Raw genomic sequence first — 18,557 nt, 5'->3', positions numbered from 1 at the left:
TTGTCGCTTCGCCGCCACATTCTTGTCTCGTACGGAGACAACGAGGAGACGGCATGACCGACAACTCGGGTGACCTGTTCGGGCTCCACCACGGCCATTGATCGTCGTGGGCCGGGAGCACGCCTTCCCCGCGACCCCGGCCCGCGCCCGGCCGCCCTCCCGGCGGCCCCCGGCCCCGGACACGCCGCCGACCGCCGAGTGGCGGCGCGTCCGGGGCTCACAGCCCGGCGGCGGCGAGCCACCGCTCCAGCAGCGCCCGGTCGCCGAACACGGGCAGCCCGTCGCACGAACGCCTGCCGTACATCAGCAGCAGCAGGTCGCCGGCCGGCGCCCGCACCGCCGCGTCGCCCCTGGCGTGCCCGCGCTCCCACGTCACCACGCCGCCGGGCCCCTGGGTGAACGTCCACTCGCCCGGCACGTCGGTCGCGTGCAGGTGGAACGTCGTGCCCGTCAGGTCCAGCTCCGCCAGCCGCCGGCTCACCCACCGGGCGCCCGCCAGGTTGCCGAGCAGCTCCTCGACGCCGTCGGCCGCCAGCGCGGGGTCCAGCTCCGGTTCCAGGCCCAGCGCCTGCTCGGCGTCCACCCGGTGTACGACCAGCTCGAACGTCATCCGCCTGGCCCACCAGCCCGCGGTGCCGCCGGGCCCCCACGTCCACAGCGGCGTGGCGGGATCAGTGGCGCGCAGCGTCCGCACCAGCTCGGCCGACCCCTCCGCCAGCCAGGCCGCGTCGCCGCTCTCGCCCTCGGCCAGCCCGTTGGGCACCTCGCGGGACCAGAGCGGGTCCTGGTTGCGGGTGGACACCATGTGGGTCACCCATCGGTGCATGGTGCCCAGGTGCGTGATGAGGTCGCCCATGGTCCAGCCGGGGCACGCCGGCACCGGGGTGTCCGCCGGCGCGGAGGCCGGCCGGGCCACCCGCGCCGTCTCACTCTCGATCAAGGAACAGTAGTCCGTCACGGACCAGAGCCTAGGCCGCCGGGCAGGTGGCGCCCTTCGCCGGCTGCTTGCCCTCCAGGAGGAAGGCGTCGACCAGCTGGGTCACGCACCGGCTGCCCGACAGGTAGGCGCCGTGCCCCTCACCCTCGTAGGTGACCAGCGTGGCGGTCTTGAGCTGCTCCGTCAGCCTGGGCGCCCACTCGTACGGGGTCGCCGGGTCGTTCCTGCCCCCGACCACCACGATGGGGGCCGAGCCGGTGGCGTCCACCCGCTTGGCCTCGTCGCCGCCCTGGGCCGGCCAGATGCTGCACAGCCCGCCCGAGCCCTCGCTGCCGAACAGCGGCGAGATCGCCAGCGCGGCCTCCTCGGTGCGGCGCAGCGTCGCCTTGTCGGGCCGCTCGGCCGAGTCGGCGCAGGTGATGGCGGGGAAGCTGGTCATCTGGGTGGAGTAGGTGCCGTCCTCGTTGCGCCCGGTGTAGCTGTCGGCCAGGTAGAGCAGCGCGCCGCCCTGGCCCTTGAGCGCCTGCCCGAGCGCGGTCTCCAGGAACGGCCAGGTCATCTCCGAGTAGAGCGCCGAGGCCACGCCGGTGGCCGCGAGCCCCTGGGTCAGCTCCCGCGTGCCGACCTTGAGCGGCTTGGCGGCCAGGTCGTTGAGCAGCTTCTCCACGTTCGCGTTGGCGTTCTCCACGCTGGTGCCGATCTCGCACCGTTCCTTGACGCACGCCTTCAGGAAGCTCTCGTACACCTGCTGGAACCCGCGGGTCTGGGCCAGCGTGCGCTCCTCGAAGCTGACCGTGGGGTCGAGCGGCGCGTCGAGCACCATGCGGCCGACGTTGCCCGGGAACTGGGTGGCGTAGACGGCGCCGAGCTGGGTGCCATAGGACATGCCGACGTAGTTCAGCTTCTCGTCGCCCAGCGCGATCCGCATCCGGTCCATGTCGCGGGCGGCGTTGACGGTGCCGACGTACGGCAGGATCCTGCCCGCGTCGCGCTCGCACAGCCGGGCGAACTCGCGGTTGGCCGCCTCGATCTCGCGGCGGGTCTCCTCACCGGGCGGCAGCGTGTCCTGGGAGGTGAAGGCGTCCAGGTCGGCGCCGGTGCCGCAGCGCACCCCCGAGCTGCGCTCGACGCCGCGCGGGTCGAAGCTGATCAGGTCATAGCGGGCGCGCAGGGTCGACAGCGCCTTGGCCGCCTGGTCGAGCGTGTCGACGCCGGAGGCGCCGGGGCCGCCGAAGTTGAACAGCAGCGAGCCGATCCGGTTGCGCTGGTCGACCGCTGGGATCTTGATCATGGCGAGCTTGATCTGCTCGCCGCCGGGTTCGGCGTAGTCGAGCGGCACCGACAGCGTCCCGCAGCGCACGTTCTGGTCCTGGCGGGCCGGCGGCTCGCCGTCTGGGCGCTTGATGTCGGTGCACGGGCCCCACGCGATCTGCCCGCCCCCGGTGGTCTCCGGTGAGCCGTCGCTGGCGGGTTGGGCGGTGCTGACACAGCCGGCGGTCATGGCGGCCGTGGTGGCCACGAGTGCGGCGGCGAGGACGCGGCGCATCACGAACAGTCTCCCCTTGTCGTCTCCGGGGGAAGTGCTGCCCACAATACGGGACCGCGCACGGGATTCGGCGGCGCGCCACCCCTCCGCGCCCGTGCCGCCTGCCCTCAGAACGGGACGTGCCCCCGTGAAACGCTTCACGGGGGCACGTCGTGCGGATGAGGTCAGACGCCCATCGACTGGGTGTCGTTGGTCTCGGGGCCGCCGGCCTCGGTCACGCCGTTCTTCAGGTGGTAGCGGGCGATCGCCTCGCGCAGCACCTCGCCGTCGAGCTCGCCCCGCCGCACCAGGGACGTGAGCACGGCCAGGGTGATGGAGGCGGCGTCCACGTGGAAGTGGCGGCGCAGCGCCGAACGGGTGTCGGACAGGCCGAACCCGTCGGTGCCCAGCGAGGACCAGTCGCCCGGCACCCACTGCGCGATCTGGTCCTGCACCGCCTTCATGTAGTCGCTGACGCCCACGAACGGGCCCTGCGCATCCGACAGCACCTGCGTCACGTACGGCACGCGCCGCTCGGCGTCGGGGTTGAGCAGGTTGTGCTCGTCGCAGGTCAGCGCCTCGCGGCGCAGCTCGGTCCAGGAGGTGGCCGACCAGACGGTGGCCGACACGCCCCAGTCGTCGGCCAGCATCCGCTGGGCTTCCATCGCCCACGGCCCGGCCACGCCGGAGGCCAGGATGTTGGCCTTCGGCCCCTGCGTCCCCGGCCCGTCGGCGTACTTGTAGAGGCCCCGCAGCAGGCCCTCGACGTCGATGCCCTCGGGCTGGGCGGGCTGCAGGTAGGGCTCGTTGTAGACGGTCAGGTAGTAGAACAGGTCCTCGGGCTTGTCGCCGTACATGCGGCGCAGGCCGTCCCTGACGATGTGGGCCACCTCGAACGCCCACGACGGGTCGTAGATGACCGCCGCCGGGTTGGTGGAGGCGATGAGCGGCGTGTGGCCGTCCTCGTGCTGCAGGCCCTCGCCGTTGAGCGTGGTGCGGCCGGCCGTGGCGCCGATCAGGAAGCCGCGGCCCATCTGGTCGCCCAGGGCCCACATCTGGTCGCCGGTCCGCTGGAACCCGAACATCGAGTAGAAGATGTAGATCGGGATCATGTGCTCGCCGTGCGTGGCGTACGAGGTGCCGGCGGCGATCATCGACGCCATCGACCCCGACTCGCTGATGCCCTCGTGCAGGATCTGCCCCTGCACGGCCTCCTTGTACGACAGGAGCAGCTCGCGGTCGACGGCCTCGTACATCTGGCCGTGCGGCGAATAGATCTTCGCGGTCGGGAACATCGCGTCCAGGCCGAACGTGCGGGCCTCGTCCGGGATGATCGGCACGAACCGGTGGCCGATCTCCTTGTCGCGCATGAGGTCCTTGAGCAGCCGGACGAACGCCATCGTGGTGGCGACCTGCTGCTTGCCGGAGCCCTTGGTGAAGGTCTTGTAGGCCTCCTCGCCGGGCAGCTTGACGGCCTTTGCGCGGTTGACCCGCTTGGGCAGCACCCCGCCGAGCGCCGCGCGGCGCTCCTTCATGTACTGGATCTCGGGGTCGTCCTCGCCCGGGTGGAAGTACGGCGGCAGCTCGCCCTCCAGCGCCGAGTCCGGGATCGGCAGGTAGAGCCGGTCGCGGAACTCCTTCAGCTCGGCCTTGGTGAGCTTCTTCATCTGGTGGGTGGCGTTGCGCGCCTCGAAGTCCTTGCCGAGGGTCCAGCCCTTGATGGTCTGGGCCAGGATGACCGTCGGCTGGCCGACGTGCTCACGGGCCGCCTTGAAGGCCGCGTAGACCTTGCGGTAGTCGTGGCCGCCGCGCGACAGCTTGCGGATGTCGTCGTCGCTGAGGTGCTCGGCCATCTTGCGCAGGCGCGGGTCGGTGCCGAAGAAGTGGTCGCGGATGTAGGCGCCCGACTCCACCGAGTAGGTCTGGAACTGGCCGTCGGGCGTGGTGTTCATCTGGTTGACCAGCACCCCGTCGACGTCGGCGGCCAGCAGCGGGTCCCAGTCGCGGCCCCAGACGACCTTGATGACGTTCCAGCCGGCGCCCCGGAAGTACGCCTCCAGCTCCTGAATGATCTTGCCGTTGCCGCGTACCGGGCCGTCGAGGCGCTGCAGGTTGCAGTTGATCACAAAGGTGAGGTTGTCGAGCTCCTCGCGGGCGGCCACGCCGATCGCGCCCAGCGACTCGGGCTCGTCCATCTCGCCGTCGCCCAGGAACGCCCAGACGTGGCTGCGGCTGGTGTCCTTGATCTCGCGGTTGAGCAGGTAGCGGTTGAATCGCGCCTGGTAGATCGCGTTGATCGGGCCCAGGCCCATGGAGACGGTCGGGAACTCCCAGAAGTCGGGCATGAGCCGCGGGTGCGGGTAGGAGGGCAGGCCGTGGAAGCCGTGCGAGAGCTCCTGCCGGAACGCGTCGAGCTGGCTCTCGTTGAGCCGGCCCTCCAGGAAGGCGCGGGCGTAGATGCCGGGCGCCGCGTGGCCCTGGAAGAACACCTGGTCGCCCGACTCGCCGTGGTCCTTGCCGCGGAAGAAGTGGTTGAAGCCGACCTCGTAGAGCGACGCGGCGGAGGCGTAGGTGGCGATGTGGCCGCCGACGTTGGTGCGGGCGTTGGCCCGCGACACCATGATCGCCGCGTTCCAGCGGATGTAGGCGCGGATGCGCCGCTCGACGTGCTCGTCGCCGGGGAACCAGGGCTCGCGCTCCGGCGGGATGGTGTTGATGTAGTCGGTGCTGCGCAGCCCCGGCACGCCGACCTGGTGCTCGCGGGCCCGCTCCAGAATGCGGAGCATCAGATAGCGAGCTCTGGTGCGGCCCTCCGTCTTGACGACGTTGTCGAGGGACTCGAGCCACTCGTTGGTCTCACTGGGATCGACATCAGGCAACTGACTGGGTAGGCCGTCACTGATGATCGAGAATCGCTGGCGTCCGGAAGCCACTGGGTCTCGCCTTCCGAGGATGACTGATGTCTGGTCTGGGTCGCTTTCCATCCTGGTCGCTCCCGGCGGAAAGTGCATCTCTACCGGTGAGTAACCAGGACGTCCCTGCTGGCAGGGCCGCCATCGGTGGCCTAGACCACCGATGGTAGGACGAATCGTGAGCCAAGGTTACAACGGCCGGTCAATTTACCAAGACCGGAAAAGCTACGGAATTTTGCCTCACAGGTCGAGTATCCCCCGGCATGGGGGCCGCGTCATCACCCGGGGTGGGTACGACCAGGTTCCGCCCGTCTCCAAGCTCCGGGAAGATTGCCAGGAAAGTCTCAGCTTCGAGCTTCGCGCCCAGGTCCGGCCGACCGTTACCCGCTCTTGGGCGGACGCGGACGAATCCCCTCTTTTCGTCTGGCCTTCCCCGTACGAGTCTGGAGCTATGAATGCGACGGTAGGCGACCGCCTCCTGGTGCACGGGAACGCCGTTGGCGAAAGGGACCGGGGCGGCGTCATCATCGAGGTCCAGGGCCCCGACGGGGGGCCTCCCTACAGCGTGAGGTTCGACGACGGCCACACCGGGCTGGTGTTTCCCGGCCCTGACGCCGTCATCGTGCCTCACTAGGATTCCCATGTGAGATCCGAACTCATCTCCGTGACCACGGGCTCCCGGGAGACGGTGCACGACATCACCAGCGCATGCGCCGATTTCGTCCGCGCGCTGGGCGAGGACGGGCTGCTGCACGTCTTCGTCCCCCACGCGACGGCCGGCGTCGCCGTGCTGGAGCTGGGCTCGGGCAGCGACGACGATCTCCTCGCCGCGCTGCGCGAGCTGCTGCCGGGCGACGACCGCTGGCGCCACAGACACGGATCACCAGGCCACGGCCGGTCGCACGTCATGCCCGCGATCATTCCGCCGTACGCCACGATTCCCGTGCTGGGCGGCAGACTGGCGCTGGGCACCTGGCAGTCGATCGCGCTCGTCGACCTCAACGTCGACAACCCGCGACGCCAGGTCCGGCTGTCGTTCCTGCCGGGTTGAGACCGACCGAGTACGGCCGTACCCGTGGCGACCGTTGACGACTGAGGGTCACAGCGTGTGGACTGTCCCGAAGCGATAAACCGCATATGCGGGGCCACTCAAGCAGGAGGGATAAACGTGAGCGCGACCGCGGGTCAGGCGCAGGGCGAGCGCGGCCTGGCCGAAAGGCTCGGCCTCAAACCGGGTCAGGTGGTGCAGGAGATCGGCTGGGACGAGGACGTCGACGAGAAGCTTCGCGAGTCCATCGAGGACCTGACCGGCAACGAACTGCTCGACGAGGACGTCGACGACGTCGTCGACGTGGTGCTGCTGTGGTGGCGCGACGGCGACGGTGATCTCTTCGACGCCCTGACCAACGCCATGCGAGGTCTCGCCGAGGGCGGCCAGATCTGGCTGCTGACTCCCAAGGCCGGGCGCGATGGCCATGTGGAGCCGAGCGACATCGGCGAGGACTCCGTCACCGCGGGTCTCTCGCAGACCAGCAGCATCTCCGCCGCCCCCGACTGGTCGGGGACCCGGCTCGTCACGCCCAAAGGCAGGCGGTAAGAAGCGAGAGCGCCAGCCCGTACGGCAGGATGAGGCGTGTGAACGGACATCCTGCCCAGGTCGGCGCCGCCGCTCCGGAATTCGAGCTTCAGGACCAGCACGGCAGCCCGGTACGGTTGTCCCAGTTCAGGGGCAGGCCCGTCGTGCTGGTCTTCTACCCGCTGGCCTTCAGCGGGGTGTGTCACGGTGAGCTCTCCGCGCTGCGCGATTTCCCGGCCGGCGCGCAGGTGCTCACCGTCTCCGTCGACTCCCTCTTCACCCACCGCGCGTGGGCGGACCAGGAGGGCTACACGTTCCCGCTTCTCTCCGACTTCTGGCCACACGGACAGGTCGCGCGGGCGTACGGTGTCTTCGACGAGGAGAGGGGCTTCGCGCACCGGGGGACCTTCATCATCGACGGCGAGGGCGTGATCCGCTGGTCGGTGGTCAACCCGATCGGTGAGGCACGCGACGTCGCCGACTATCTCCAGGCACTCGCCGACATCCCCCACACGCCGGCCTGAAACGGGAGGAACGATGCCCTGCTACCGCTGCGGGGCCCGGCAGACCGACCCGGTCCGCGGCGCCAGCCCGTGGAGACGCGGGGTCCGCCGCGAGACCCAGGTGCTCGTCTGCCCGGACTGCCAACGGCTGCACGACCTCGATCTCGACACCTGCGCCGGATGCGGTTCGGCGGCGCTGATCCGACGGCTCGGCGAGGTGGAGTGCCGCGCCTGCGGAGCCGTGCGGATCGCCGAGGCCGGCGCCCCCGCCGCCTCCGGCTCACCGCCAGGGCTGTCGGCCGAGGTGGCGGCCGCGCTCGACCGCGTGCTCGGCCGTACCTGAATCGCAGGGGACTTTTCCAGACAAACGCTGAGCTGCGCTATCGTCTCCTTCCGTGGCCAACACACCTGCGTACGTCGTCGCCCTCGACGTCGGCGGCACGTCCATGAAAGGCGGCCTGGTCGGCGAGAACGGCGCCGTCCTGCTCGCCGAGCGGCGCCCCACGCCGCGCGCCGACGGCCCCGAGGCGGTCGTGACCGCCATCCGCGACTTCATCGGCCACCTGGCCGAGACCGGCGACGGCCCTCCCGCCGGGGTCGGCCTGGCCGTCCCCGGGCTGGTGTCGGAGGACACCGCCATCTACGCCACCAACCTCGGCTGGCGCGACGTCCCCGCCAAGGACTTCACCGACCTCGACGTGCCCGTCATCCTCGGCCACGACGTCCGCACCGGCGGCCTCGCCGAGAGCGTCCTCGGTGCCGGGCGCGGCGCGGCCGACTTCCTGTTCCTGCCGATCGGCACCGGCATCGCCGGCGCCATGATCGTGAACGGCGCCCCGTACGAGGGCGACGCCGGCTGGAGCGGCGAGATCGGCCACATCCCCGTCTTCCCCGACGGCGAGCAGTGCGCCTGCGGCCAGTACGGCTGCCTGGAGACATACGCCTCCGCCGCCTCCGTCGGCAGGCGCTACGGCCTGCGGGCGGGCCTGGAGGGCGCCAGGGCCGAGCAGGTTGTCATCTCCGACGACCCGATCGCCATCGAGGTGTGGGACGAGGCCGTGGAAGCCCTGTCGCTGGCCCTGGCCACCTACACGCTGCTGCTGGACCCCGCCATGATCGTGCTCGGCGGCGGCCTCTCCCAGGCGGGCCCCGCCCTCTTCGACCCCGTACGGACCCGCCTGACGAACCGCCTGACCTTCAGAAAGGCGCCACCGCTGCTGCCCGCCGCCCTGGGGGTCGACGCCGGCATGCTCGGCGCCGCCCTCCTCGGCTGGCGCGCGGCCGGCCGGCCCGAACTCGGGCCCGGCTGGGACACGGACGTGCGAGCGGCGCCGTTGGTGTCGTAAGGTGTAGTGCCGATCAGGGGCGGTTAGCTCAGCGGTAGAGCACTCGCCTTACAAGCGAGGGGTCACTGGTTCGAACCCAGTACCGCCCACCAGCGAAACAAGCCCCGTCTCCCTCAGGGAAAACGGGGCTCGTGCCATTAACGTGCCATTAGCGAATGCACTCGATCTTGTTCAGTGACCACTCGCCTCGGTCGGTAGGACCTGTGTGATCTTGCCGTTCATGACGTCGGCGATCTTGTGGTCTGCTTCCGCTGTTCGGTGCTGGTAGATCATCGCGGCGCGCACGCTGTCATGTCCCATCCGTGCCATCAGGTCGCGGAGGGAAGCGCCGGCACTGGCCGCGATCGTGTTCCCGGTGTGGCGAAGATCGTGGAAGTGGAGCCCGGGGACGCCGAGCTTGCGTATCGTCTCGCTCCACTTGGCCGCCCGCCGGAAGTTGCTGCGCCGCAGGATGCCGCCGTTCGCCCCGGTGAAGACGAGCGCGGTCGGTTCTGGCTCGGTGAACTGGTCGAGGTGCTGACGCAGCGCCGGAATGATCGCCTCTGGGATCGCCACCGTCCGCAGACCGGCACGGGACTTGGGCGGCCCGACGAGGAGTTCGCCCGTGTCCAACTCGACGTGCTGTTGCCGAACGCTGACCGTCCCGGCGTTCAGGTCCAGGTCCATCCGCCGCAGCGCTGCGACCTCGCCCCACCGCAGGCTCGCGAAGGTGGCGAGCAGGATCAACGCGCGCAGCCGTACCGGCACCAGGTCGGCGAGCTGGAACACCTGGGCCACCGTGAGGACCGGCCGCTCTTCCGACTTCTCCTCCCCGGCACCGCGAATGCGGCAGGGGTTGCGCGGAATGAGCTGGTCGTCCGTCGCGGTCATGAGCACGGCCCGCAGGAACCGGTACGCCTTTGCGATCTCCGTTGCCCCGACGCCGTTGCTCGCCAGAGTCGCCCGCCACTCGCGGACCATCTCCGTATTGATTTTCCCGAGGGGGACATTGCCGAAATACGGAGCGACGTGCCGCCGGAGAAGCCCGCTGTAGATCTCGACCGTCCGGGGCCGCAGCTCCGTCCGCTCACTGATCCACTTGGCCGCGTAGTCGCCGAGCTTGACCTTGGACCGCTGCGGGTCCGTCCAGTCCCCGGTGACCATCTTCGCTTCGAGCAGGGACAACGCCCGCTCGGCGTCGCGCTCCCGCTCGTATGTCGTCTCTCCGCTGCGCAGCTTTCCGTCCGGTCCGGGATAGCGGATCTGGAAGCGCCCGGACGGCAGCTTGCGGATGCTCCCGAAGCGACGGTGACCTGCCTTGTTCGCCATCAGGCCGCCCTCGCTTCCGTTGCCGAAAGATTCGGCCCGTCCCCGAGCGCCTGGAGCTGGTTCATGTGGTTGCGCCAGCGCTGGCGTTCGTGGACCGAGCGGAGCAGCCGCACGCCGATCGGGGCCAGCTCGGGATCACCGGGCTTGACCGGTCGCCAGACGTAGCGGTGGGGATCGACCGGCTCGTCAGGCAGGCCGAGCGCTTCCAGGACCCAGGTACGCCGGTCCTGCTTGTGCTCGGTCAGGGTCTTGTTGGACCACTTCCGCGAGACGAGCACGCGGCGGCCCGCGTAGCCAAGGTGATCGGGCTTGTGCGCCTTGCCCCTGCACCGGCCCGGAGCCATCCCCGGTTTGGCGCCCTTCGGCTGCACCCCGTAGCGCAGCCAGTTCGGGCACGTCGGCGAGCACGGCTCGAACCGCAGAGCCTCCAGCAGCCGTTCGGCGTGAGCCTTGCGGCGTAGGTCGTCGGTGCCGAGGGCGTCGCCGAGGGACTTGGTGAGGTACTTGGAGAGGTACTGGATGAGTTGGTCGGCGTCCGGGGTTCCGGCGAGGACGCTTTGTATGTCGAGCTGGTCGCCGAAGCGCAGGACGTGCAGGGGTTGCGCGTCCTCGTCTTGGTCGAGCTGGTCGAGGGCCTGGTCCCAGGTCGGCAGGACTTCCCCCGTGATCGGGTCGAGGTAGCCGGCCCCGTCCTCCCACACAGGCAGGCAGTCCCCCTCGAATCGCACGTGGTCAGTCGACGGCCACCACACCTGGTGGTAGGTCGCGGCGATGATCTGCCGCAGCTCCGCACGGGGCAGGGTCCCGCGGATCGCCATGTGCAGATGTGGCGCGAGCCGCTTCTGAGGCTCGACGGTGGCGAAGTACTGCACGTCGTATCCGGCGACCCGGCGGAGGTTCTGCACGAAGCGATCGACGAGCTTGGAGAAGTGCAGTGCGTCGCGAGCCGCCCGTGCGTAGTCGTACCGGTCAGGGTCGATTGGCGCACCTTCTAGCACCCGCCCGTAGGAGGGCAGGGTGAGCGTGATGAACATCGAGGGCCGGTAGACCTTGCCGTCCGAGCCGGTGAAGGTCCGCCCGAGCGTGGTCTTGGTCATCTGCCGCTTGGGCAGGTCCGGGGCGTCCTGCCGCCGCTTGGTCGAGCGCGACCGCTTGCCGGAGGTACGGCCGAGGACGTTGCCGCGCATGCCCGCCCGGTTGATCTCCTCGTCCAGCTCCACGATCGCGGCGTCCAGGTCGGTGGTGTCGCCGCCGGCCTTTTCCACCTCATCCCGCCACGCCTGGGCGTCGGCCCGCAGCTCCACGAGGTGGCGCTGATACTCATCGGGGTTGTCGGGCAGGTTGACCGGCTCGGCTTCCAGATGCCAGCCCTCCCGGCACTGCGCCCGCCGCAACTGGCGATTCCGCTTCGCGCACGGCGGGCACTTGCTCTCCAACGTCGCCCCGCAGGGAACGTCAATGACCTCAACCTGACCGATGAGGATGTCCTGCCGCCTCAGCGGAACCGGCCGGATGCACACGCCGTACTGTTTGGCGATCTCTTCCACGACCTCGCGGGCCAGCGGTTGAGCCATCCGTACGGCGCGAGGAGTGGAGCGGTCGTGCCGGTTGGTCACCAGTCACCCCCGCACCTGTCGAGGGCGTCAACCAGGTCGAGGCCGTCAACGATGACGGTGGCTTTCTGGCCGCATTCGTGGCACTCGACGGTCCCGCGCACGGGGTCGAGCCAGAGCACATCGAGGGCGCCGCAGCAGGAGCAGCGCAGGCCGTCGAGGATGTGAGCCAGGCGCATCATCGGCTCACCCCGGCGACCATCGCCCGGATGTCGGCGTCGGAGACGTACGCCGCACGCACGCGCAGTGGATCAGGGGAGGTCTCCAGCCCGACGTAGCCGACGCCCGCGCCCAGCTCGGGAACCGGTGAGATGTGATCGGCGAGAGCTCCCCGGTCGCGTGCCCCGTCGCCGAGGACCATGTCCACCTGTTCCGACTCGTCCAACCGGAGGGCGATCTTGTCGGGGAACAGGTTGCGGATGTTCATGACCTCCTTGCGCGGGTCCTGCAACGCGGCCATGACCCCGACGCCCACCGCCCGGCCCTGCGTGGTCAGCGTGGCCAGGGCCGCCACGATGCGCTGCCTCAGGTGCTTGTCGGGCTGGTAGGCCGTCAGGAACGCCACCTCGTCGACGAGCACCAGGACGAACGGGTCATCGACGGTCGGTGTGTGGGAGCGCTGGAGGCCGGCGAACCGGTCGGCCCGCTCCTGCATCACGCACACGGCCTCGTCGAGCAGGTCGGCGCACTCCTTCGGGTCGGCGGCGTACCTCGCGCCGAACAGCGCACGGCCGAAGGACAGCTCCATGCGCTTGGGATCGAGCGCCCACACCTGCACCAGGCCCGCCCGCATCGCCGGGAGGAGGCCGCGGATTGTCGACCACAGATAGGAGCCCTTACCGGCCCCGGTCGCGCCCGCAATCAGGACATGTGTGCCGTGGACCTTGAGCCGCAGCGGAGTGCCGTCCTCGCACCGTCCGATCTCCACCGGCCCCACCGAGGCCACATCAGGGATGGGAACGGCGGGCAGCGGTTCGGCGAGGGGGTCGCGCCGGGGGAAGGTGAGCACGAGCCGCCCAGCGCGAGCAACGGCCACCCGGCAGGATGCAGCGCCGAAGCCGTGGGCCAGGTGCTCGATACGGTCCGCCCAGTCGGTGACCGCTTGGCCGTTGAGCATCTTCACGCTCACGCGGTCGGCCCACCCGTCGCACTCCACGCGGATCAAGCGGGGCAGGTAGTCGCGTCCCCGGATGTGCCGCCCGAGGCCGGAGACGACCATGACGGGTTGCCAGTGCCGCCGATAGATCCAGAACCAGCGGGCGAAGGCCAGCAGTCGCCAGCCGACCAGGCGCAGAAACGAGGCCCGATCCAGCAGCGCCCACGACAGGCCCGCCGAGGGCAGGAACCCGGCCATCACCAGGGCCAGCCGCCAGCCGTACAGGGTCCAGATCACCCCAAAGGCGACCGGCACGGCCACCGCGACCGGATGCCGAACCACGAGACGGACCAGGCCCGCAACCAGGCGGGATAGCCAGATCACGATCGTGACGATGGCGGGGGTTCGGACGACAGCCGGGCGGAAGACCACGGCCGTGTCCGGTGTGGTGGAGACGAGGTTACGCGCCTCGTCGCCAGGCAGTTTTCGGAACATTAGACTTCGTGTCCTCTCGTGATTTCGCAGTCAGGGAGAGTTGAGGGGCCGCCGGAAGTTGCCGCTTCCTGCGGCCCCGCTTGCATGTCAGGCCGCCGAGTCGGTGGCCTGGGCGTGTTCGGCGTGGATGCGTTCGCAGTCGGCCAGGTAGCGCGCGGCGGCGTTGAAGATCTGCCGCGCGATGTCCAGGTCTTCGGCGGTGACCGGCCCGGCCCCGGTGGTCGAGACCGTCACGTCCGCCTCGTCGGACTCCAGGACCAGGTACGGCCGCCCGGACTCCAGCACCCGAGCCCGCGCCCGAGTGATCGAGGCATAGAACGAAATCCCGATACGGGGACGCTCACCGGGGTCGATCGACATCGACAGATGCGTGTACGGCCGCCCGGTCACGCCGCCACCTCCTTGCCGTTGCCGGCCGCCTTGGCGTGAGCGCGAGGAGCGCGCATCTCCCGAGCCCGAATCGAGTAGGCGAGCCGTCCGGATCCGTTGACGTACGGGGTGACGGTCAGCCCGTCGAACTCGACCGGCGTGAACGGCAGGCCCGCCACCGCGGCCGGGGGCACCGGCTGCACCGGAGCGAGGATCTTGACGGCCACGGTCTTCTGCGCCGCCTTCAGCGACGGGTCGGCGTCCATCACGGGGATCTGCCAGACGAGTTCGCCCGTCTGCTTGTCCCTCGCCTGGACGAACCGGCCGTTGCTCGACGCCTCGAAGTCCTTGACCGGCTCGACCTCACCCACCGCATAGCACCCGTACGGGAAGATCTGGCCGAAGCAGATCGGAATGGGTCCCTGTAGAGCCATGTGGCACCACCTCCTCACCTTGTCCTGTCGGTCAGCTTGACTGACCAAGCTACCTCTCCATGAAACGCGAAACCCGCTTGGCTAGTCAAGTACACCAAGCGGGTTCGCGGAGGAAAGTTGGATTACCGGATGGGGTAGGCGTCTTCGAGCTCGTGACGGTCGCCGGGGAGGACCGTCTCCACCACGATCCAGGGTTTACCGGTGGCGTCGCAGGCGACGGCATAGACGGCCAGCAGTGCGGCCGAGGCCTTGACGCCGAGGAGGTCTCGCTCCTCCGGTGTGGGGTTGCGGGCAGTCACGTGCTCGACGATGTGGTCCAGTTCGACGCCGGCAGCGGCTTCGACGTAGCGCCGTACGCCCTGCTTGAGATCGGCCGAGTCCGTCAGTGCCGTGCCTTCGGCCACGTCTGCGGGGACCCAGGTCGAGGAGACCTCGGACGGCTCGTCGTCGCGGGTGACGAGGGTCTTGCGGAGCATCACCGGCGACTTCGGTGTGATGCCGAGGTAGGAGGCGATGCGGTTGGGCGCTTCGGCCGGCCCCGCTGTGAGGAGTCGGCTGGAGACCTGGACCTCTTTGCGGTCGAGCAGTTCACGTCCGGTGCGTACCTGTTGGGTGGAGGCGATGGCCGGGCGTCCCCGGACGAACCGGCCTTTGCCTTGGTGGGTGACGATCCAGCCGTGATCGCGCAGCACGCCCAGGGCCTTGACGACGGTCGGCCGTGCCATGCCGAACTCGGCCATGAGCTGATGTTCGCTCGGTAGGGGAGAGCCGGGCGGGTACTCGCCGGACTCGATGCGCCGTTCCAGTTCGGCGATCAGTTGCGCGTATTTGGGAGGGGTGTATTCAAATGACATCAGAGCCCCACATTCAACATGCCTGTCTAGCCAAGCAGGCTAGCAGTGCATGCGATCCTTGCGAAGGGCTTCCGCCGACATGAACTCCTACCCCCTGAGCGCGACGGCGCAGGACACCCGCGCCTTGATGGAGTCGACCACGCCGCCGCGCCCGTCTATCGGACCTGACCAGTCAGCAGCGCCGACCAGGTCTCCCAGCCCTGCCCCACCCGCCAGCGGTGGGTCTCGCTGATCTCAGGGGCGTCCTCGTTCTGCACGGTGCGCCGGATGAAGGCGACACCGCCCGACTGGCACAGTTCGTAGAACCGGGCCTGACAGTCGCACGTCCAGGCCAGGACCCGGACGCGCCGCGCGGGCGTCGGCTTCCACCACTCCAGTTTCCGGAAGTTGCCCCGGCGGATGGGGACGTGTGCGCTGTGCAGGCGATCAGGCTCGTCGAGGTCGTTCACGAGCCCTCGCCAGCGAGGTACGGCAGGCACGGGTGGACGTGGCGGAGTTGCCCGTACCGATGCGCCACCCGGCGCGCGGCGGTGACGACGTCGGAGGCCGGGGCGAAGGCGTAGACGGGCCGCCCGCTGGTCGAGGTACGGCCCGAGCGCCAGCGGAACCAATGGCCATCGGTCCACACGACCAGCTCGACCCAGACCGACACCAGCGCCAACCCGTACCCCTCGTGCACGTCGGCCGCCACGCCGTACTGCTCCAGCTCCACACGCAGCCGCTCCGCAGTGTGGGCAGCGGTGACCACCGGGGGCCGCCGACCGTACACAAGCTGATCAGCGCCCATCACGCCGCCGCCGGCAGGCCGGTACCCGCACAGTCGAAGCAGTCGACCGCCACCAACTCCACGGCCACACCGTCAAGCCGAAGCCGGGCATCGGCCGAGGACTTCCGAACGAACCGCCAGCCCTTCCCCCGGCAGGCTCCGCATCTGTCCATCTCCGTAACCATGGGATCAAGGGTCGGAATTCTCGTTCTCCCAGCCCATCCCCGCGTGGCATCCCTTGACGGGATAGGTCGCGACCGCGTAGCAGTGGAAGGCACTTTCCGTTGCCCGCCCGGTGCGAAGGGAAAGCCCGCGGATGCCGCCACGCATGGCCGAGCCGTACGAGGTCCCCGCCTCGCTATGGCACCGCTCCGACATGCTCGCTGCGCTCAAGGCCCGCGACATCGGCGCAGTCTTCCGCCTCGTCCGCCAGTACGGGGGCTTGAGCCAGACCGCGATCGGCAGCCTGACCGGCTACAGCCAGGGCAAGGTCAGCGCCATCATGAGCGGAAGCCAGCAGGTCACCGCCCTGGAGGTGTTCGAGCGCATCGCGGATGGCCTGCACATGCCTGACCATGCCCGCATGGCTCTCGGCCTCGCTCCCCGCGACCTGGCCGCCGCAGCCATCCCACGGCAGGATGCCCGCCCAGCAGGTCCGCCGCCTACCGTTGATCTCGTCCGACACGGAGAGGACGAGACCGAAGTGCGACGTCGTGACTTCGTCGGCCTCGCGGGGGCCGCCCTGTTCAGTGCCGTAGTAGCCCAGCCCCTCACCCGCGACGAGGAAGCCGCCGGCGCCGACGATCTCGCCGCAGCCCTCACCGAATACCCGGTCGCCGGCCCCCAGCTCCCGGAGCTGTCGCAACTTGCCTCCGCTGTCACCAGGGCGAAGCGAAGCTACCAGGCGTGCCGATACTCCGAGGTCGCGGCCATGCTTCCCACGCTGATCCGCTCTCTGCGCCTTGCGTGCGCCACGCTCGACGGGGACGCTCGGCTCAAGGCGCACGCCCTGTCCGCTGAGGCGCACCATGTGGCCGCCTCCATCCTGCTCAAGCAGGAGGACAAGGGCCTCGCTTGGCTTGCTGCCGACCGCAGCGTCCACGCCGCCCAGGCCAGCGAGAGCCCGCTGATGATGGGCTCAAGCGCCCGCATCATCACCCACGCCCTGATGGACGGTGGCCACCACCGAGCAGCGACCGGCATGGCGAGCAGCGCCGCTCAACGCCTGAACGCCGCCCTGGCCCATCCGTCCCCGAACGACCTGTCGGTGTACGGGACACTCCTCTTGCGCGGGGCCGTTGCCGCCGCCCAGCACAGCAACCGGCACACCGCCGCCGAACTCCTGGACGAGGCCGAGGACGCAGGCCGGCGACTCGGCTACGACGGCAACCACATGTGGACCGCGTTCGGCCCGAACAACGTCCTGTGCCACCGGGTGAACATCGCCCTCTCCCTTGGCGATGCCGGAAGCGCGATCGAGAACGCTCGCAGGATCGACATCAACGCCTTGCCCGTCAATGAGCGCAAGGCGACCGTCCTCCTGGACACCTCTCGCGCGTTCCTCGCGTGGGGCAAGCACGACCGCGCCCTGTACATCCTGCGGGCCGCCGGAGACATCGCCCCCGAGGAAATCACCAGCCGCCCCACCACTCATAGGCTGGTCCGCGACATCCTCGCCACCGCGCCGATCAGCATCCGACGCGAAGCGCGGGAGTACGCCGAATCTCTGGGAGTCACCGCGTGACCAACACCGGCAAGGTCCTGTACATCATCGTCTGCGCCGCAGGACCCGCCGGCGACGTCGGCAAGCTCGTCACGATGGCACAGGACGACGGATGGACCGTCCAAATCGTCGCCACCCCGAACGCGCTCGACTTCATCGACGTGCCCGCGCTGGAGAAGCAGACCGGCCGCCCCGTGCGCAGCCAGTACCGCAAACCAGGCGATCCCAAGCCGCCGAGGGCGGATGCGATCATCGTTGCCCCCGCGACCTACAACACCATCAACAAGTTCGCTCAAGGTATCGCCGACACCTACGCCCTCGGCCTGCTCGCCGAAGCGCCCGGCCTCGGTATCCCGATGGTGATTCTGCCCTTCGTAAACAGCGCCCTCGCAGCTCGCGAGCCGTTCCAGCGCAGCGTCGAGACGCTTCGTGTGGAGGGAGTTCGGGTTCTCCTAGGCCCTGGCCATTTTCAGCCTCACCCGGCAAGTATGGGAGGGGACCGCATCGATTCCTACCCTTGGCACCTGACGTTAACGTGCCTAGGCCGAGCGCCGCTCACTTCATGATCAAAGGAATGACAGCTGCTACTCCAGATAACACAGTTGCAATTCCGCCGAGCGTGGCGATGCAGTCGCGTGGTTGAGTCCAAAGTCCTCGATTGAGCTGCGCCCACTTTGATCGTGCCACGCGCATCTTGAGCTTCTGCCATTTGTGCTGCCGGCGGTGGCAGCCCAAGAGCAACCCGTAAGCGTTCTCGCGACAGTAGGTCCCATCTCTGTTCACGGCACCACACCATACGGGCATTCGAAAGATGAAGAAGTAGCTTGTCGCTATGGACAAAGCCACTAGCAGTATCGGAGCCAAGTCTGGAATCCATCCGAAGATGCCCGCCACAAGAATTCCAAAAGTTATGAAGCCCCAATACTTGACCAGACGGTTCCCGCTTTTGGTTGCCACGGCTGGAAGGTACCGGCTGTTGTCCTCGCGTACTAGAGATATCCTACTATCCCCAAGGTAAGTAGGTCTTAGGCTGACAGTGATACATGCAGGAGTCAGGCTTGGCGCGCTCCTCGATCAAGGAGCAGCTGATCCGCGCCAAG

General features: G+C 69.0%; 20 protein-coding genes and 1 tRNA gene. 9 read left to right on the top strand and 12 right to left on the bottom strand.

All coding sequences use genetic code 11. The features are described 5' to 3' along the window. Positions 1-217: 217 nt before the first annotated feature. The 3 genes from OUY22_RS03285 to aceE form a co-directional block, all read right to left on the bottom strand. Positions 218-958: a maleylpyruvate isomerase family mycothiol-dependent enzyme gene (locus tag OUY22_RS03285; RefSeq protein WP_270153198.1), complete on the bottom strand. Its 741-nt coding sequence runs from the start codon at positions 956-958 to the stop codon at positions 218-220. Between the two features lie 10 nt (positions 959-968). Further along, positions 969-2,483, bottom strand: a complete 1,515-nt coding sequence (locus OUY22_RS03280; protein WP_270153197.1) for an alpha/beta hydrolase — start codon at positions 2,481-2,483, stop codon at positions 969-971. A 164-nt stretch (positions 2,484-2,647) separates the two neighbouring features. Then, positions 2,648-5,395: a pyruvate dehydrogenase (acetyl-transferring), homodimeric type gene (gene aceE, locus OUY22_RS03275; protein WP_456299844.1), complete on the bottom strand. Its 2,748-nt coding sequence runs from the start codon at positions 5,393-5,395 to the stop codon at positions 2,648-2,650. Positions 5,396-5,537: 142 nt separating this feature from the next. Between aceE and OUY22_RS36745 the strand changes: the two genes are divergently transcribed. The 7 genes from OUY22_RS36745 (at position 5,538) to OUY22_RS03240 (ending at position 8,891) form a co-directional block, all read left to right on the top strand. Continuing rightward, complete coding sequence (locus OUY22_RS36745) at positions 5,538-6,008, top strand: DUF1918 domain-containing protein (protein ID WP_333486589.1); 471 nt, start codon at positions 5,538-5,540, stop codon at positions 6,006-6,008. A 9-nt stretch (positions 6,009-6,017) separates the two neighbouring features. Beyond that, positions 6,018-6,425: a secondary thiamine-phosphate synthase enzyme YjbQ gene (locus OUY22_RS03265; protein WP_270153195.1), complete on the top strand. Its 408-nt coding sequence runs from the start codon at positions 6,018-6,020 to the stop codon at positions 6,423-6,425. Between the two features lie 117 nt (positions 6,426-6,542). Next, on the top strand, positions 6,543-6,971 hold the full coding sequence (locus tag OUY22_RS03260) for a DUF3052 domain-containing protein (protein ID WP_270153194.1): 429 nt from the start codon (positions 6,543-6,545) through the stop codon (positions 6,969-6,971). Positions 6,972-7,009: 38 nt separating this feature from the next. Beyond that, positions 7,010-7,474, top strand: a complete 465-nt coding sequence (locus tag OUY22_RS03255) for a peroxiredoxin (protein WP_270153193.1) — start codon at positions 7,010-7,012, stop codon at positions 7,472-7,474. Between the two features lie 13 nt (positions 7,475-7,487). After that, positions 7,488-7,796: a hypothetical protein gene (locus OUY22_RS03250; protein WP_270153192.1), complete on the top strand. Its 309-nt coding sequence runs from the start codon at positions 7,488-7,490 to the stop codon at positions 7,794-7,796. Between the two features lie 52 nt (positions 7,797-7,848). After that, a complete protein-coding gene (locus tag OUY22_RS03245) occupies positions 7,849-8,799 on the top strand; it encodes an ROK family protein (protein ID WP_270153191.1) in 951 nt (316 codons plus the stop codon). 17 nt (positions 8,800-8,816) lie between these two features. Next, positions 8,817-8,891 (top strand) — tRNA-Val (locus tag OUY22_RS03240). Positions 8,892-8,970: 79 nt separating this feature from the next. On the opposite strand, the gene OUY22_RS03235 is transcribed toward OUY22_RS03240, so the two are convergent. From OUY22_RS03235 to OUY22_RS03195, 9 genes are all read right to left on the bottom strand, one after another. After that, positions 8,971-10,107 (bottom strand): tyrosine-type recombinase/integrase, encoded by a 1,137-nt coding sequence (locus OUY22_RS03235; protein WP_270153190.1) that lies wholly within the window; start codon positions 10,105-10,107, stop codon positions 8,971-8,973. Next, positions 10,107-11,723, bottom strand: a complete 1,617-nt coding sequence (locus tag OUY22_RS03230; protein WP_333486588.1) for a replication initiator — start codon at positions 11,721-11,723, stop codon at positions 10,107-10,109. The genes OUY22_RS03235 and OUY22_RS03230 overlap by 1 nt, the downstream gene beginning before the upstream one ends. After that, the gene (locus OUY22_RS03225; protein WP_270153189.1) at positions 11,720-11,902 is read right to left on the bottom strand and encodes a hypothetical protein; all 183 of its coding nucleotides are present in this window, start codon (positions 11,900-11,902) and stop codon (positions 11,720-11,722) included. Before OUY22_RS03225 ends, OUY22_RS03230 begins: the two co-directional genes overlap by 4 nt. Then, on the bottom strand, positions 11,899-13,311 hold the full coding sequence (locus OUY22_RS03220) for an FtsK/SpoIIIE domain-containing protein (protein WP_270153188.1): 1,413 nt from the start codon (positions 13,309-13,311) through the stop codon (positions 11,899-11,901). Before OUY22_RS03220 ends, OUY22_RS03225 begins: the two co-directional genes overlap by 4 nt. An 87-nt stretch (positions 13,312-13,398) precedes the next feature. Next, the gene (locus OUY22_RS03215) at positions 13,399-13,701 is read right to left on the bottom strand and encodes a hypothetical protein (RefSeq protein WP_270153187.1); all 303 of its coding nucleotides are present in this window, start codon (positions 13,699-13,701) and stop codon (positions 13,399-13,401) included. Continuing rightward, positions 13,698-14,114 (bottom strand): plasmid replication, integration and excision activator, encoded by a 417-nt coding sequence (locus OUY22_RS03210; RefSeq protein ID WP_270153186.1) that lies wholly within the window; start codon positions 14,112-14,114, stop codon positions 13,698-13,700. The genes OUY22_RS03215 and OUY22_RS03210 overlap by 4 nt, the downstream gene beginning before the upstream one ends. 122 nt (positions 14,115-14,236) lie before the next feature. After that, a complete protein-coding gene (locus OUY22_RS03205; RefSeq protein WP_270153185.1) occupies positions 14,237-14,968 on the bottom strand; it encodes a GntR family transcriptional regulator in 732 nt (243 codons plus the stop codon). A 155-nt stretch (positions 14,969-15,123) separates the two neighbouring features. Further along, positions 15,124-15,417: a hypothetical protein gene (locus OUY22_RS03200; RefSeq protein WP_270153184.1), complete on the bottom strand. Its 294-nt coding sequence runs from the start codon at positions 15,415-15,417 to the stop codon at positions 15,124-15,126. Continuing rightward, positions 15,414-15,716, bottom strand: a complete 303-nt coding sequence (locus OUY22_RS03195) for a hypothetical protein (RefSeq protein ID WP_270153183.1) — start codon at positions 15,714-15,716, stop codon at positions 15,414-15,416. Before OUY22_RS03195 ends, OUY22_RS03200 begins: the two co-directional genes overlap by 4 nt. Before the next feature lie 346 nt (positions 15,717-16,062). Here OUY22_RS03195 and OUY22_RS03190 point away from each other — a divergent pair, with 346 nt between their 5' ends. Next, positions 16,063-17,478 (top strand): helix-turn-helix domain-containing protein, encoded by a 1,416-nt coding sequence (locus OUY22_RS03190; RefSeq protein WP_270153182.1) that lies wholly within the window; start codon positions 16,063-16,065, stop codon positions 17,476-17,478. Beyond that, positions 17,475-18,023, top strand: a complete 549-nt coding sequence (locus OUY22_RS03185; protein WP_270153181.1) for a flavoprotein — start codon at positions 17,475-17,477, stop codon at positions 18,021-18,023. Before OUY22_RS03190 ends, OUY22_RS03185 begins: the two co-directional genes overlap by 4 nt. The last annotated feature ends 534 nt before the right edge of the window (positions 18,024-18,557 follow it).

Origin of the sequence: Nonomuraea corallina, assembly GCF_027620315.1 — a bacterium.
Taxonomy (GTDB): Bacteria; Actinomycetota; Actinomycetes; order Streptosporangiales; family Streptosporangiaceae; genus Nonomuraea; species Nonomuraea corallina.
The sequence above is the reverse complement of the archived record's forward strand: the minus strand, read 5'-3'. Positions and strand labels throughout refer to the sequence as shown.

Coding starts and splice junctions, on each gene's coding strand:
- OUY22_RS03280 (WP_270153197.1), bottom strand. CDS start 2,483: ATGCGCCGCGTCCTCGCCGCCGCACTCGTGGCCACCACGGCCGCCATG.
- OUY22_RS36745 (WP_333486589.1), top strand. CDS start 5,538: ATGGTAGGACGAATCGTGAGCCAAGGTTACAACGGCCGGTCAATTTAC.
- OUY22_RS03250 (WP_270153192.1), top strand. CDS start 7,488: ATGCCCTGCTACCGCTGCGGGGCCCGGCAGACCGACCCGGTCCGCGGC.
- OUY22_RS03235 (WP_270153190.1), bottom strand. CDS start 10,107: ATGGCGAACAAGGCAGGTCACCGTCGCTTCGGGAGCATCCGCAAGCTG.
- OUY22_RS03225 (WP_270153189.1), bottom strand. CDS start 11,902: ATGATGCGCCTGGCTCACATCCTCGACGGCCTGCGCTGCTCCTGCTGC.
- OUY22_RS03220 (WP_270153188.1), bottom strand. CDS start 13,311: ATGTTCCGAAAACTGCCTGGCGACGAGGCGCGTAACCTCGTCTCCACC.
- OUY22_RS03210 (WP_270153186.1), bottom strand. CDS start 14,114: ATGGCTCTACAGGGACCCATTCCGATCTGCTTCGGCCAGATCTTCCCG.
- OUY22_RS03205 (WP_270153185.1), bottom strand. CDS start 14,968: ATGTCATTTGAATACACCCCTCCCAAATACGCGCAACTGATCGCCGAA.
- OUY22_RS03190 (WP_270153182.1), top strand. CDS start 16,063: ATGGCCGAGCCGTACGAGGTCCCCGCCTCGCTATGGCACCGCTCCGAC.